Genomic DNA, 14,598 nt, shown 5'->3' with positions numbered 1-14,598 from the left:
ATTGCCTCATCCAGAATTAAAAAATACGACACCAACACCATAAATAGCCTTGCAAAAAATATAACATCACTGTTTTCAATCTGCCGTTTATGGGATTGACCGTTTTCTTTTGACACGGAGTTCAACAATGTTCGGCATAATTATATCTGTCATCGTATTAATGACGATGGGCTATTTGATCCTGAAAAACTACAAACCTCAAGTGGTGCTGGCTGCCGCAGGTATCTTCCTGATGATGTGCGGTGTCTGGTTAGGGTTCGGTGGAGTACTCGATCCCGCCAAAAGCAGCGGCTACTTGATCGTCGATATTTATAATGAAATCCTGCGCATGCTGTCCAACCGCATTGCCGGGTTAGGGTTGTCGATTATGGCGGTGGGCGGGTATGCCCGCTACATGGAGCGCATAGGAGCCAGTCGGGCGATGGTGAGCTTGTTAAGCCGCCCGTTAAAACTCATTCGCTCGCCGTATCTTATTCTGTCGGCAACTTACGTCATCGGCCAAATCATGGCGCAGTTTATTACCAGCGCCTCCGGTCTGGGTATGTTGCTGATGGTCACCTTATTTCCGACACTGGTGAGTCTGGGAGTAAGTCGTCTCTCTGCGGTGGCGGTTATCGCAACCACGATGTCCATTGAGTGGGGGATTCTGGAAACGAACTCCATTTTTGCTGCCTAGGTAGCAGGAATGAAAATTGCCACTTACTTCTTCCACTACCAGCTTCCGGTCGCCTCTTGCGTCATTATCTCGGTGGCGATCTCCCACTTTTTCGTGCAACGCGCTTTCGACAAAAAAGATAAAAATATCAATCACGAACAGGCAGAGCAAAAAGCTCTCGATAATGTCCCGCCACTCTATTACGCCATTTTACCGGTGATGCCGTTAATCCTGATGCTCGGCTCGCTGTTCCTCGCCCACGTCGGGCTGATGCAGTCAGAACTGCATCTGGTGGTGGTGATGTTACTGAGTTTGACGGTGACGATGTTTGTTGAGTTCTTCCGCAAGCATAACTTGCGCGAAACAATGGACGATGTGCAGGCGTTTTTTGACGGCATGGGTACGCAGTTTGCCAACGTGGTAACGCTGGTGGTCGCGGGTGAAATATTTGCGAAAGGCTTAACGACGATTGGCACTGTCGATGCGGTTATCAGGGGTGCGGAGCATTCTGGTCTGGGCGGTATTGGCGTGATGATTATTATGGCGCTGGTCATTGCCATTTGTGCCATTGTGATGGGCTCAGGCAATGCGCCGTTTATGTCATTTGCCAGTCTTATTCCGAATATCGCAGCCGGACTACATGTACCAGCGGTTGTAATGATTATGCCGATGCATTTTGCCACGACGCTAGCGCGCGCTGTTTCACCGATTACTGCGGTGGTGGTCGTTACATCAGGAATTGCAGGTGTTTCGCCTTTTGCAGTGGTGAAGCGGACAGCGATCCCCATGGCAGTCGGTTTCGTGGTGAATATGATTGCCACAATCACGCTATTTTATTAAGCGATAAAGAAGACAAAACAGGCCGCCAGGGCCTGTTTTCATTTTACTTCACAACGCGTAATGCCGGTCGACCACCGCGTGGTGGCTGCGGTGGTTCATCGTCAGGATGAGTGTCATCATCGTGATCTGGCTTGTCGCCATCAATAACCGACATAACGGTTTCGTTGTCTGCCGATGCCTCTTCATCATTCATGATGCTGGCATCTTCATCGTAGGCAGCTTCAGGTTCAAACATCGTGCCTGCGCCATTTTCACGGGCGTAGATAGCCAGCACGGCAGCCAGCGGCACAGAAACCTGACGCGGAATGCCACCAAAGCGCGCGTTAAAGCGCACCTCATCATTCGCCAGTTCCAGATTGCCGACAGCACGCGGCGCAATGTTGAGTACGATTTGCCCGTCACGCGCATATTCCATAGGAACCTGCACGCCAGGGAGCGTCACATCCACCACCAGGTGCGGCGTGAGCTGGTTATCCAGCAACCACTCATAGAATGCACGCAGCAGATAGGGACGACGTGGTGTTAGCTGTGACAAATCCATACAGATTAACTCCGGCCCAGACGCATTTCACGTTCTGCTTCAGTTAAAGAAGCAAGGAAAGAGTCACGTTCAAAGACGCGGGTCATATAGCCTTTCAGCTCTTTCGCACCCGGACCGCTGAACTCGATGCCCAGTTGCGGCAGACGCCACAGCAGCGGAGCAAGGTAGCAATCGACCAGGCTGAACTCATCGCTCAGGAAGTACGGCTTCTGACCGAAGACCGGCGCAATCGCCAGCAGTTCTTCGCGCAGTTGCTTACGTGCGGCATCTGCTTCAGAAGCTGAACCGTTGATGATGGTGTTCATCAGCGTGTACCAGTCTTTTTCGATGCGATGCATGTACAGACGGCTTTCACCGCGAGCTACCGGGTAAACAGGCATCAGTGGCGGATGCGGGAAACGCTCATCCAGATATTCCATAATGATGCGAGATTCCCACAGGGTCAGCTCACGATCCACCAGGGTCGGAACGCTCTGATTCGGGTTGAGGTCAATCAGATCCTGAGGCGGATTGTCCTTTTCCACGTGTTCGATCTCGAAACTTACACCTTTCTCAGCCAGCACAATGCGGACCTGATGGCTATAGATGTCAGTAGGACCGGAAAACAGCGTCATTACCGAACGTTTGTTGGCAGCGACAGCCATGAAAACCTCCAGGTATAGTCAGAATTTTTACTGCTACCAGCCACCAGGTGGCCAGTCAGAAGTTGTGTTACCCAGTAAGGAACGACTCTCTTTGTTCGAAAATCAAACAAAAAATGAGCAATACCCGACATTTGGGCAGAAAATTGGATGATAGTTTACCAGATTTTGTGACCTTTGTGGTGAGTCGATGCCGGAAATGGGGAAAAAGAGATGCGCTTTAGTCTGAAATGGTTGACTTAGTCCCTTATCGGCGATGTGGTTTTTGTTTTCTGTCTGTCAGGCGACAGCAAAAATCAACATTCCTTTTTTTACGCTGATTCAGATTTTAGCCATAAAAAAACCCGCCGAAGCGGGTTTTTTTCGCAAATTGTTTTCTGCCGGAGCAGAAGCCAATTAACGTTTGGAGAACTGCGGACGACGACGTGCTTTACGCAGACCGACTTTCTTACGTTCAACCTGACGAGCGTCACGAGTAACGAAGCCAGCTTTACGCAGTTCAGAACGCAGGGACTCGTCGTATTCCATCAGAGCGCGGGTGATACCGTGACGGATCGCACCAGCCTGACCAGAGATACCACCACCTTTAACGGTGATGTACAGGTCCAGTTTCTCAACCATGTCGACCAGTTCCAGCGGCTGACGAACTACCATGCGGGCAGTTTCACGACCGAAGTACTGTTCCAGAGAACGTTGGTTGATTACGATTTTACCGTTGCCCGGTTTGATGAAAACGCGAGCTGCGGAACTTTTGCGGCGACCAGTGCCGTAGTATTGATTTTCAGCCATTGCCTATAATCCCGATTAGATGTCAAGAACTTGCGGTTGCTGTGCCGCGTGGTTGTGCTCGTTACCCGCGTAAACTTTCAGTTTACGGAACATAGCACGACCCAGCGGGCCTTTTGGCAACATGCCTTTAACCGCGATTTCAATCACACGCTCAGGACGGCGAGCAATCATCTCTTCAAAGGTCGCTTGTTTGATACCACCGATGTGGCCGGTGTGGTGATAGTACACTTTGTCAGTACGCTTGTTGCCGGTTACAGCAACTTTGTCAGCGTTCAGAACGATGATGTAATCACCGGTATCTACGTGCGGAGTGTATTCCGCTTTGTGCTTACCGCGCAGGCGACGAGCCAGTTCAGTAGCCAGACGGCCCAGAGTTTTACCGGTCGCGTCAACAACATACCAGTCGCGTTTTACGGTTTCTGGTTTAGCTGTAAAAGTTTTCATTAAAAGCTTACCCAATAAATAGTTACACGTTGGTGAACACCCAAACGTCTTCAATTGTTGAGGTTCACACGACAAAGTCCGGCAAACCTACCCCTTCGAATAGCCTATGCCAGCACACAAAAAGTTTTGGGAAAAAAACTTTCTTGTAACGTGGGGTCGCAGGATTATAGAGAAGTCGGGGTCAAAGATCGACCCCTTTTTGTGATTTGTGGCAGGTTTTAACCCGCTAAATGCTCGCGCTTCAGATACTCTTCGCTTTGCATCTCTTGCAGACGTGACAGGCAACGCTGGAACTCAAACTTCAGCCGATCGCCCTGATAAATTTCATACAGCGGCACTTCTGCACTCACCACTAATTTGACATGGCGCTCGTAAAACTCATCCACCAGCGCAATAAAGCGCCGCGCTTCGCTCTCCATCAACCGCGTCATAACTGGTACATCAAACAACATGACCGTGTGAAAGAGGCGTGAGAGCGCAATATAGTCATGCTGACTGCGGGCGTCGACGCACAGCGTAGTAAAAGAGACCGCCAGCGTCTGGTTCTCGACGCCCATTGTCGCCAATGGCCGATGGTTGATTTCTAACGTCGGTGAATTTTCTCGTTTCACCCCCGCCAACGCCAACCACAGTTTATCCATTTGCGCCCGGGTTTCATCGTTGAGTGGCGAAAGCCACAGGTGCGCCTGAGTGAGCGTACGCAGTCGATAATCAACACCGGCGTCCACGTTCATTACATCACAATGCTGTTTAATGGCATCGATTGCAGGCAAAAAACGCGCACGTTGCAGGCCATTTCGATAAAGTTCGTCCGGCGGAATATTTGACGTCGCTACCAGGGTAATACCGCGGGCGAACAGGGCTTTCATCAGGCCGCCAAGTAGCATGGCATCGGTAATATCAGAAACAAAAAATTCGTCAAAACAGAGCACGTCAGTTTCTGCTTTAAAGCGATCGGCAATAATTTCCAGCGGATCGGTCTGCCCCTGCAAAGCAGTTAGCTCTTCATGTACCCGCAGCATAAAACGGTGAAAGTGCAGACGCTGTTTCCGCTCTCCCGGCAGGCTTTGATAGAAAAGGTCCATCAGCCAGGTTTTCCCGCGTCCGACCCCGCCCCACATATATAAGCCACGCACTGGCGTATGCTGTGTGTCTTCGCGTTTACCCCACAGCTTACCGACCCGCGCCATTAGCCCACTCGTCCTGGGGGCTGGAGGCGTGCTATTGATGAGTTCCTGATAAATAATTTCCAGGCGGCTGACGGCCTCTTTTTGAACGTCGTCGGGTTGATGGCTGCCTTCATTGAGCGCCTTCAGGTATTGCGATGTTGGGGTAACGCTTTGCATGATCTTATTGTTATTCCTTGAATAATCGGTGCGCCGTTGTTCACGGTTGACGAAAAAAAGGCCGTTCTACACTACGCGATATGCAGTCGGGATTCCACTTCTGTGGAATTAACGGTTATAGTGGCATAATCAGCCGCAGGCATGGAGCCTGAAGCCAACACCCTACGGAAACAAAAGACAACGGGAGATGTTCATGACCTGGGAATATGCGCTAATTGGGTTAGTCGTCGGCATCATTATTGGTGCTGTGGCCATGCGTTTTGGTAATCGTAAACTACGCCAGCAACAGGCGTTGCAGTACGAACTGGAAAAGAATAAAGCTGAACTGGACGAGTATCGCGAAGAGCTGGTTAGCCACTTTGCCCGCAGCGCGGAATTACTGGATACCATGGCGCACGACTATCGCCAGCTATATCAACACATGGCGAAAAGCTCCAGCAGTCTGCTGCCGGAACTGTCTGCTGAAGCAAACCCGTTCCGTAATCGTCTGGCTGAGTCTGAAGCCAGCAACGATCAGGCACCGGTGCAAATGCCACGCGACTATTCTGAAGGCGCGTCAGGCCTGCTGCGTACTGGCGCGAAGCGCGACTAATTTATTTTTCGGGCGCAGCCATTGCGCCCTCCTCTTCTTTCCCTCCCCGACTATCATTTAATCTGGTGTCTCATTGTTAGCCGTCTGAAAATTCAATAACATCAAACTGTTTTGAATCTCTTTTCTTATCATTCAGGTACGAGAGCAGGAATAATGAAAAAACAAACCCAGCTGTTGAGTGCATTAGCGTTAAGTGTCGGGTTAACTCTCTCGGCGTCATTTCAGGCCGTTGCGTCGATTCCAGGCCAGGTTGCCGATCAGGCCCCTCTCCCCAGTCTGGCCCCAATGCTGGAAAAAGTGCTTCCGGCAGTGGTGAGCGTACGGGTGGAAGGAACGGCCAGTCAGGGACAGAAAATCCCGGAAGAATTCAAAAAGTTTTTTGGTGATGATTTACCGGATCAACCTGCACAACCCTTCGAAGGTTTAGGCTCCGGTGTCATCATCAACGCCAGTAAAGGCTATGTGCTGACTAACAACCATGTGATTAATCAGGCACAGAAAATCAGTATTCAGCTCAATGATGGGCGCGAGTTTGATGCAAAACTGATTGGTAGCGATGACCAGAGCGATATCGCCCTGTTGCAAATTCAAAACCCGAGCAAATTAACGCAAATCGCTATTGCCGACTCCGATAAATTGCGCGTCGGTGATTTTGCCGTGGCGGTCGGTAACCCATTTGGCCTTGGGCAAACCGCCACCTCTGGCATTGTTTCCGCATTAGGCCGCAGCGGGTTGAATCTTGAAGGTCTTGAAAACTTTATCCAGACAGATGCTTCCATTAACCGCGGTAACTCCGGCGGTGCACTGTTAAACCTTAACGGTGAGTTAATTGGCATCAACACTGCAATCCTTGCGCCTGGCGGTGGGAGCGTCGGGATTGGATTTGCCATCCCCAGTAATATGGCGCGAACACTGGCGCAGCAGCTTATCGACTTTGGTGAAATCAAACGCGGTCTGTTAGGCATCAAAGGCACAGAGATGAGTGCCGATATCGCCAAAGCCTTCAACCTTGACGTACAGCGTGGCGCGTTTGTCAGCGAAGTGCTGCCAGGTTCTGGCTCGGCAAAAGCGGGCGTCAAAGCGGGTGATATTATTACCAGCCTCAACGGCAAACAACTGAATAGCTTTGCTGAGTTGCGCTCTCGTATCGCAACCACCGAGCCGGGCACGAAAGTAAAGCTCGGCCTGCTGCGTAATGGCAAACCACTGGAAGTAGAAGTGACGCTCGATACCAGTACCTCTTCGTCAGCCAGTGCTGAAATGATCACGCCAGCGCTGGAAGGTGCAACGTTGAGCGATGGTCAGCTAAAAGATGGCGGCAAAGGCATTAAGATCGATGAAGTAGTCAAAGGTAGCCCAGCCGCTCAGGCTGGTTTGCAAAAAGACGATGTGATCATTGGCGTCAACCGCGATCGGGTGAACTCGATTGCTGAAATGCGTAAAGTGCTGGCGGCAAAACCGGCCATCATCGCCCTGCAAATTGTACGCGGCAATGAAAGCATCTATTTGCTGATGCGTTAATGTCGTAAACCGGGCATCAGGCTGACGTGTGATGTCCGGTTAACTCGTGGTATGCTGCTGCCGTTCCCTTTTTTAATGACGCCTCCATCATGTTTGTGAAGCTCTTACGTTCCGTTGCGATTGGATTAATTGTCGGCGCTATTCTGCTGGTTGCCATGCCTTCGCTGCGCAGCCTTAACCCGCTTTCCACTCCGCAATTTGACAGTACCGATGAGACGCCTGCCAGCTATAATCTGGCGGTTCGCCGCGCCGCGCCAGCGGTGGTTAACGTTTACAACCGTGGTTTGAACACCAACTCTCACAACCAGCTTGAGATCCGCACCCTGGGATCCGGTGTAATCATGGATCAACGCGGTTATATCATCACCAATAAACACGTCATCAACGACGCCGATCAGATCATCGTCGCCTTACAAGATGGACGTGTATTTGAAGCATTGCTGGTGGGATCTGACTCTCTAACCGATCTGGCGGTACTTAAAATTAATGCCACTGGCGGTTTACCTACCATTCCAATCAATGCACGTCGCGTACCGCACATCGGCGATGTGGTACTGGCGATCGGTAACCCGTACAACCTCGGGCAGACCATTACCCAGGGGATTATTAGTGCCACGGGTCGAATCGGTCTTAATCCGACCGGGCGGCAAAACTTCCTGCAAACCGATGCTTCCATTAACCACGGTAACTCTGGCGGCGCGCTGGTGAACTCGCTGGGCGAACTGATGGGCATTAACACGCTGTCGTTTGATAAGAGTAACGATGGCGAAACGCCGGAAGGTATCGGCTTTGCGATTCCTTTCCAGTTAGCAACCAAAATTATGGATAAGCTGATCCGCGATGGTCGCGTGATCCGCGGCTACATTGGTATCGGCGGACGTGAGATCGCACCACTGCACGCGCAGGGCGGTGGTATAGATCAACTGCAAGGGATCGTGGTTAATGAAGTGTCACCTGACGGCCCGGCGGCGAATGCGGGTATTCAGGTCAATGATTTGATTATTTCGGTGGATAACAAACCGGCCATCTCTGCTCTGGAGACGATGGATCAGGTGGCGGAAATTCGCCCTGGCTCGGTGATCCCGGTTGTAGTGATGCGTGATGATAAGCAGTTAACGCTGCAGGTCACCATTCAGGAATATCCGGCAACCAATTAAGTCGTGCGCTCAGAACAAAAAACCGGAGTCTGTGCTCCGGTTTTTTATTATCCGCTAATCAATTACTTATTAACGAACTCTTCGCCCAGGGCGATATCTTTCTTCAGCGTATCCAGCATACCTTCCAGCGCGTTCTGTTCAAATGCGCTCAGGGTGCCGATAGATTTACGCTCTTCCACGCCGTTTTTACCCAGCAGCAGCGGTTGAGAGAAGAAACGTGCGTACTGACCGTCGCCTTCAACGTAGGCACATTCGACAACGCCTTGTTCGCCCTGTAGTGCGCGAACCAGAGACAGACCAAAACGTGCAGCTGCCTGGCCCATAGACAGGGTTGCAGACCCGCCACCGGCTTTCGCTTCAACCACCTCAGTACCCGCGTTCTGGATACGTTTGGTCAGATCAGCCACTTCCTGCTCAGTAAAACTAACGCCAGGAACCTGTGACAGCAGCGGCAGAATGGTAACACCAGAGTGACCACCAATAACCGGCACTTCAACTTCGCCTGGCTGTTTGCCTTTCAGTTCCGCAACAAAGGTGTTGGAACGAATGATATCCAGCGTGGTAACGCCGAACAGTTTGTTTTTGTCATAAACACCGGCTTTTTTCAGCACTTCAGCAGCAATCGCAACTGTGGTGTTAACCGGGTTAGTGATAATACCAATGCACGCTTTTGGGCAGGTTTTCGCAACTTGCTGTACCAGATTTTTCACGATGCCGGCGTTAACGTTAAACAGGTCGGAACGATCCATACCCGGTTTACGCGCTACACCTGCAGAGATAAGAACGACATCTGCGCCTTCCAGCGCCGGAGTCGCATCTTCACCAGAAAAACCTTTGATTTTCACAGCAGTAGGGATATGGCTCAGATCGACAGCCACACCGGGAGTCACTGGAGCGATATCATACAGAGAGAGTTCTGAACCTGAAGGCAGTTGGGTTTTTAACAGTAGTGCAAGCGCCTGGCCAATACCGCCAGCAGCGCCGAGGACTGCGACTTTCATCCTAAACTCCTTATTATATTGATAAACTAAGATATGTTGCTCCGCTGCCGCGACCTTAATCCACAAAATTGCCGTTTACAATGACCACATCTCAAGAATGTGTAGTCACGCAAGTTTAGCGTTTATGCATTTAATTGCCGTAATCAGGAACCTAACTTACGTAATTAACAGTCGCTTATGCATTAGCGCAACATTCCAACAGGTGGTGACAATATACCCTACCGTTCAGCCAAAACAACATCAATTTGATAACAATTAATTTACTTTTAAGCAGAATTTGCATGCCGTGACGCAGGCATGTTTCTCAATAACGAAATTTGATAAAATCCCGCTCTTTCATAACATTATTTCAGCCTTCTTCAGGGCTGACTGTTTGCATAAAAATTCATCTGTATGCACAATAATGTTGTATCAACCACCATATCGGGTGACTTATGCGAAGCTCGGCTAAGCAAGAAGAACTAGTTAAAGCATTTAAAGCATTACTTAAAGAAGAGAAATTTAGCTCCCAGGGCGAAATCGTCGCCGCGTTGCAGGAGCAAGGCTTTGACAATATTAATCAGTCTAAAGTCTCGCGGATGTTGACCAAGTTTGGTGCTGTACGTACACGCAATGCCAAAATGGAAATGGTTTACTGCCTGCCAGCTGAACTGGGTGTACCAACTACCTCCAGTCCATTGAAGAATCTGGTACTGGATATAGACTACAACGATGCAGTTGTCGTGATCCATACCAGCCCTGGCGCGGCGCAGTTAATTGCTCGCCTGCTGGACTCACTGGGCAAAGCAGAAGGTATTCTGGGCACCATCGCTGGCGATGACACCATCTTTACTACCCCTGCTAACGGTTTCACCGTCAAAGACCTGTACGAAGCGATTTTAGAGCTGTTCGACCAGGAGCTTTAATCTCTGCCCCGTCGCTTCTGGCGGCGGGGAAAATGTTGCTTTTCCCTCTCATCCCCCTGCTTTCTCCTACGATTAATTTAACGAATAGTGCGTTTTAGCGCGACATATCATTCACATAATGAATACATGAGTTAAAAAAAGCACATTATGCAAAATTCATTATCTAATTGAAAATAATAGAATTAATAATAAATAACCGTGTTTTTAATTCTTTTTTGTTATTAAAACTCACACTTTTAACACTTAGTATCAACTGAAACAGTTAGCGTGGTATTAATTAGTTCAATAATTAGTGTATACTTGATTTTGTGATATGGGTCACGAAACAAAGGCCCAGCTAAAAGATTATGTCGAGGTAAAAATCATGAAAATCAAAACCACTGTTGCTGCATTAAGCGTACTTTCTGTTCTCTCTTTCGGTGCATTCGCTGCCGACTCCATTGATGCTGCACAAGCACAAAATCGTGAAGCAATCGGGACCGTATCCGTAAGTGGTGTGGCGTCTTCGCCAATGGATATGCGTGAAATGCTGAACAAAAAAGCGGAAGAGAAAGGCGCAACGGCCTACCAGATTACTGAAGCTCGTAGCGGTGACACCTGGCACGCTACGGCTGAACTGTACAAATAAACCCTCATCGTCTTGTCCGACGATATTGCCCCCGGTTCGGGGGCTTTTTTTTGCGCTAATGACGAACATTAAAACGCAAATGCCCTTCCAGCTCTTCCTCTGCCTCATCAAACAGCAATATTAACGCGCCAAAACGGCGACGCGTTTTCTCTCCCAGATGAACAAATTCAATCTCAAGTGGTAGCGGCAGGACATCGTTCATTAACACATCCCATAGAGAGTCGAGATCGCGTACTTTATCTTTTGCCAGACCAAAGGTTTGGCTAAAGTCGCGATAAAAATCCTCCTGACTCTCAATCTCATCAAAATCAAAGGTATAAATATTCATCTGTTGCCACCGTCACGTTTCGCGGCGAGTTCTGCCGTTCATTGCTAAGTATAGCCATGAAAAAACCGACGCTTTTGGCGTCGGTTTTGACTTAACTATCGGTCAACGCATGTTGATACTTATGGAGCATCCCCGTAAGCCGATGTACCGGTTCCGTCACCTGCGGAGGCGCTTGCCAGATGCGTAGCTTTTCCTGGTAGATTTCCAGTTCTTCCAGCAACTGGCCAAAGTACCGACGGCGTTTATCATCGCTACGGGCAGATATCACATGGTCTGCTGTGCGGCGCATTTGTCGGTGAAACGCCGATAAATCCTCGTTAACCGGGATCGGCGCATCACGCAGGCGCTGGTGCGCAATAATCATCGTCAGCGCCAGGCGAAATTTCGGCAAATCCCCTGGGAACTTATTCATCAACAAAAACAGCTGCTGATAAAGAGCCGGGAGATGGTTCTCTTTACGACGTGCCACATTGGTAGTCATCGCGGAAACAGCGGCAGAAACAAACTGATTAAGCAGTACACGTCCAGTCCTGTCGCGCGATTTATCCCGCACCAGCAAAATAACGGTGAACGCGAGCACACAGCCAACGATTTGCCCTAATGCGCTGTCGAGAAACTGACTGAAATGGAAAGTCATCGGGTTATCCAGCACGATAATGTTTATGGTGCTGGCCAGCGCCCCCATCGAGCCCAATCGCCGTTTCTGTACTTCAATGCCAAGGAAGAATCCCAGCACTGCCAGGCTAATACACAGCAATAACATGCTTTGTTGGGTATTAGGGATAATCACCAAAAAGTAGAGTAGCCCTAACGGCAGCGCCGCCAGCGTCCCATAAATAAAGTCGATCGCCACCATGCGTGGATTCGGCAAACGCATTGCCAGTGACGTCACTACCGCAATCATCACCATTGCACCACTGCCGGAAGTCCAGCCCGTCCACAGCCAGAAAAGCGTCCCCAGAATGCAGGAAAGTGTGGTTCGCCAGAAGTTAACCATCGCATGATGACGTTCGGCTGACTCTACTTTGACTTCCGGTTCGCCTTGCAGGATCTCTTCTTCAGTAGCGTTGATTTTTGTGTTACTGATAACGCCGCGCTTGAGAAGCTGATAACGCGTTGCCGCCGCGACCCAGCTATAAATGGTGACAGGCGTTTCCCGTTCCCCGGTCCAGGCGATAACTCTCCGCAGGCGTTTGAGCTGCTTGTGGACGTCCTGCGCGGTTTCTACCGGCGTGTCAAAAAATTCGCGGAAAGTATCAGTGATCAATTCCGGGCGCGTATTCTGAATAAGATAAGTTTCGCAGGATTGGGTAATCAGCGTCAGCGATAGCGTATTGATCGCTTTTAAACGTCGATTGGCCCGCGCCCAGCGGGAAGATTCCATATTCAGGTTGCTGCGCATACCTTGTAACGCCGTGGTGCGTCGCACCAGATCGCCCCAGGCTTTATCGACAACTTCACCATCGCCATGCTTGATACAGAGTTGCATTAATTGATATTGCGCGACCAGCAAACTTTCCAGCTCTCGATCCACTTCTTGTTTGATCGATCGCGGAGAAAAGAGCAAATCCGCCATAATTGCACACACAATACCGATAACGATCTCGCTACAACGTTCGACGGCAAACTGCGGCGTAAGCAATGGTTCCGGCTGAATGGTGATCACAATGATCAGCGCGGTATAACCGGCCAGCCCCCACGCATACGAGTTTTCTATTCGTACCAGCGAGGATATCCAGGTACAAAAACCGGCCCAGATACAGCACACCAGAATCATCAATAATGGTGCGCGGATCATCGCAATGATGATCACCAGTCCGGCAATACAGCCAATAAATGTGCCGATGATGCGCAAAAAGCCACGATAGCGAATAGCGCCAGAATACGGTTCACCTCCCGCAGCAAAGGCCGGACCAGCGGCAACAATCGCCGCTGTCAGTACCGCCCAGCGTGGCGTTTCCAGCTGGAAGTGAAAGCCAACAAACAGCGCCAGTACAATGGCGGTCGCCAGTTTTACCGCAAAGCGAATATGTTGGTTAGCAATGGAGAAAATACCCATCGTGATTAACCAAACTCACGCAGGCGATGGGCCATTTTACGGAAGAACGAATCCTGGCTTTCGTCGCGATCTTGTTTACCAGTGACCACCACTGTAGCAGTGGTGCCCGCAGGCCAGATGTTCTCTTGCTGGTTGTCGAGACGAATACGAACCGGAACACGTTGCGCCAAACGCACCCATTCAAGGTTAGAGTCGATGGTCGCCATCCCTTTGTCGTCACGCGTGCTGCTGGCGTTGGTGACCCCAGCAGCAACACTATCAACAGTCCCTTTCAGCACTTTGTTACTGCCAAGCGGCGTGATCTCTGCACGATACCCAGGGCGCACCCCTTCCAGCTTAGTTTCTTCCATATAGGCCAGTACATAGAAGGAGTTCTGTTTCACCAGCGCAACTGCCGTTGATCCACGGGTAATAAACTCACCGGTATAGACGTTGAGGTTGGTCACCCAGCCATCTGCTGGCGCGCGGATCACCGTGCGTTCAAGATCCAGTTTTGCCAGATCGCGGGTCGCCTGCGCTTTCGCTAACTGATGCAGAACCGTTTGTAGTACGTTGTTGGCCTGATCGATCTCTTCGCGAGACATCGCCTGCACACCGAGACGGTTACGACGTCCGGCCTCCTGGCGTTTCTCCTGTGCCAGTACCTGATAATAAGCAACATCGGCTTGCGCTTCCTCAAGCGCCTTTTGATAACGCGGCTGGTCGATGGTGAACAGTACCTGTCCTTTTTTCACCAGCTGGTTATCATGAACATTCACCTGGGTAATGAGTCCAGAAACGTCCGGCGCGATCGCAACGACGTCAGCGCTAAAGCGCGCGTCACGCGTCCACGGGGATTCGGTGTAATAGACCCAGGCATTAAAAATTGCGATGAAGGCCAGAATGACTAATACGACCGTGATGGCCGTACGGGAGAATTTTCTTATTAGTGTTTTCACTTCAACCTCAAACGAACAGTCGCGATATCAAATAAAACAAGCAGCAATAGAGCGCGGTGTTGAACAACGCCGGATGCCAGACAAAGTCGTAGATACCTGTTGGCACAAGTACCCGGCGCACCAGCCAGAAAATCGCCAGTGATAAAAGCAATTCGAAAAATATCGGTGGGAAGGACAGCCCAAACACCACGATAACGGGAAACAGACTCATGT

Annotated in this window: 15 protein-coding genes and 1 pseudogene; 6 read left to right on the top strand and 10 right to left on the bottom strand. The window is 50.1% G+C overall.

Annotated features, from left to right (window positions below; translation table 11 throughout):
* Nucleotides 1-127 precede the first annotated feature (127 nt).
* Nucleotides 128-1,495 (top strand): annotated as a pseudogene (dcuC, locus tag AABJ99_RS02780) (anaerobic C4-dicarboxylate transporter DcuC).
* A gap of 43 nt (nt 1,496-1,538) precedes the next feature.
* Here dcuC and sspB read toward each other — a convergent pair.
* The 5 genes from sspB to zapE form a co-directional block, all read right to left on the bottom strand.
* Nucleotides 1,539-2,036, bottom strand: a complete 498-nt coding sequence (gene sspB, locus AABJ99_RS02775; RefSeq protein WP_000366126.1) for a ClpXP protease specificity-enhancing factor — start codon at nt 2,034-2,036, stop codon at nt 1,539-1,541.
* A 5-nt stretch (nt 2,037-2,041) separates the two neighbouring features.
* On the bottom strand, nt 2,042-2,680 hold the full coding sequence (gene sspA / locus AABJ99_RS02770) for a stringent starvation protein SspA (RefSeq protein ID WP_000257293.1): 639 nt from the start codon (nt 2,678-2,680) through the stop codon (nt 2,042-2,044).
* A 393-nt stretch (nt 2,681-3,073) separates the two neighbouring features.
* The gene (gene rpsI, locus AABJ99_RS02765) at nt 3,074-3,466 is read right to left on the bottom strand and encodes a 30S ribosomal protein S9 (protein WP_000829818.1); all 393 of its coding nucleotides are present in this window, start codon (nt 3,464-3,466) and stop codon (nt 3,074-3,076) included.
* 15 nt (nt 3,467-3,481) lie between these two features.
* Nucleotides 3,482-3,910 (bottom strand): 50S ribosomal protein L13, encoded by a 429-nt coding sequence (gene rplM, locus AABJ99_RS02760; RefSeq protein ID WP_000847559.1) that lies wholly within the window; start codon nt 3,908-3,910, stop codon nt 3,482-3,484.
* A 218-nt stretch (nt 3,911-4,128) separates the two neighbouring features.
* Nucleotides 4,129-5,256, bottom strand: coding sequence for a cell division protein ZapE (gene zapE, locus AABJ99_RS02755; protein WP_039021326.1), 1,128 nt, complete (start codon nt 5,254-5,256; stop codon nt 4,129-4,131).
* 193 nt (nt 5,257-5,449) lie between these two features.
* On the opposite strand from zapE, the gene zapG reads away from it, so the two are divergent.
* The 3 genes from zapG (at nt 5,450) to degS (ending at nt 8,526) form a co-directional block, all read left to right on the top strand.
* Complete coding sequence (zapG, locus tag AABJ99_RS02750; RefSeq protein WP_001295270.1) at nt 5,450-5,848, top strand: Z-ring associated protein ZapG; 399 nt, start codon at nt 5,450-5,452, stop codon at nt 5,846-5,848.
* A gap of 153 nt (nt 5,849-6,001) precedes the next feature.
* Complete coding sequence (degQ, locus tag AABJ99_RS02745) at nt 6,002-7,369, top strand: serine endoprotease DegQ (RefSeq protein WP_039021325.1); 1,368 nt, start codon at nt 6,002-6,004, stop codon at nt 7,367-7,369.
* A gap of 89 nt (nt 7,370-7,458) precedes the next feature.
* Nucleotides 7,459-8,526 (top strand): outer membrane-stress sensor serine endopeptidase DegS, encoded by a 1,068-nt coding sequence (gene degS, locus AABJ99_RS02740; RefSeq protein ID WP_000497723.1) that lies wholly within the window; start codon nt 7,459-7,461, stop codon nt 8,524-8,526.
* Between the two features lie 62 nt (nt 8,527-8,588).
* Here the strand turns inward: degS and mdh are convergent, their stop codons facing one another.
* Nucleotides 8,589-9,527 (bottom strand): malate dehydrogenase, encoded by a 939-nt coding sequence (gene mdh / locus AABJ99_RS02735; protein ID WP_001295272.1) that lies wholly within the window; start codon nt 9,525-9,527, stop codon nt 8,589-8,591.
* Between the two features lie 434 nt (nt 9,528-9,961).
* Here mdh and argR point away from each other — a divergent pair, with 434 nt between their 5' ends.
* Nucleotides 9,962-10,432 carry a transcriptional regulator ArgR gene (gene argR, locus AABJ99_RS02730; protein ID WP_001257846.1) on the top strand — a complete coding sequence of 157 codons (471 nt, stop codon included), beginning with the start codon at nt 9,962-9,964 and terminating at the stop codon, nt 10,430-10,432.
* Between the two features lie 364 nt (nt 10,433-10,796).
* The gene (gene yhcN, locus AABJ99_RS02725; protein ID WP_000695690.1) at nt 10,797-11,060 is read left to right on the top strand and encodes a peroxide/acid stress response protein YhcN; all 264 of its coding nucleotides are present in this window, start codon (nt 10,797-10,799) and stop codon (nt 11,058-11,060) included.
* Between the two features lie 55 nt (nt 11,061-11,115).
* Here yhcN and yhcO read toward each other — a convergent pair whose 3' ends face one another.
* The 4 genes from yhcO to aaeX all read right to left on the bottom strand — a co-directional run bounded on the left by yhcO (nt 11,116) and on the right by aaeX (nt 14,596).
* A complete protein-coding gene (yhcO, locus tag AABJ99_RS02720; RefSeq protein ID WP_001029013.1) occupies nt 11,116-11,388 on the bottom strand; it encodes a barstar family protein in 273 nt (90 codons plus the stop codon).
* 91 nt (nt 11,389-11,479) lie between these two features.
* The gene (gene aaeB / locus AABJ99_RS02715; RefSeq protein ID WP_000510964.1) at nt 11,480-13,447 is read right to left on the bottom strand and encodes a p-hydroxybenzoic acid efflux pump subunit AaeB; all 1,968 of its coding nucleotides are present in this window, start codon (nt 13,445-13,447) and stop codon (nt 11,480-11,482) included.
* 5 nt (nt 13,448-13,452) lie between these two features.
* On the bottom strand, nt 13,453-14,385 hold the full coding sequence (gene aaeA / locus AABJ99_RS02710; protein ID WP_000854033.1) for a p-hydroxybenzoic acid efflux pump subunit AaeA: 933 nt from the start codon (nt 14,383-14,385) through the stop codon (nt 13,453-13,455).
* 7 nt (nt 14,386-14,392) lie between these two features.
* Nucleotides 14,393-14,596 carry a p-hydroxybenzoic acid efflux pump operon protein AaeX gene (gene aaeX, locus AABJ99_RS02705; RefSeq protein WP_000051841.1) on the bottom strand — a complete coding sequence of 68 codons (204 nt, stop codon included), beginning with the start codon at nt 14,594-14,596 and terminating at the stop codon, nt 14,393-14,395.
* Nucleotides 14,597-14,598 lie beyond the last annotated feature (2 nt).

It is taken from the genome of Escherichia coli (assembly GCF_036503815.1).
Lineage (GTDB): Bacteria > Pseudomonadota > Gammaproteobacteria > Enterobacterales > Enterobacteriaceae > Escherichia > Escherichia coli_F.
This window is presented reverse-complemented; position numbering and strand designations above follow the sequence as displayed.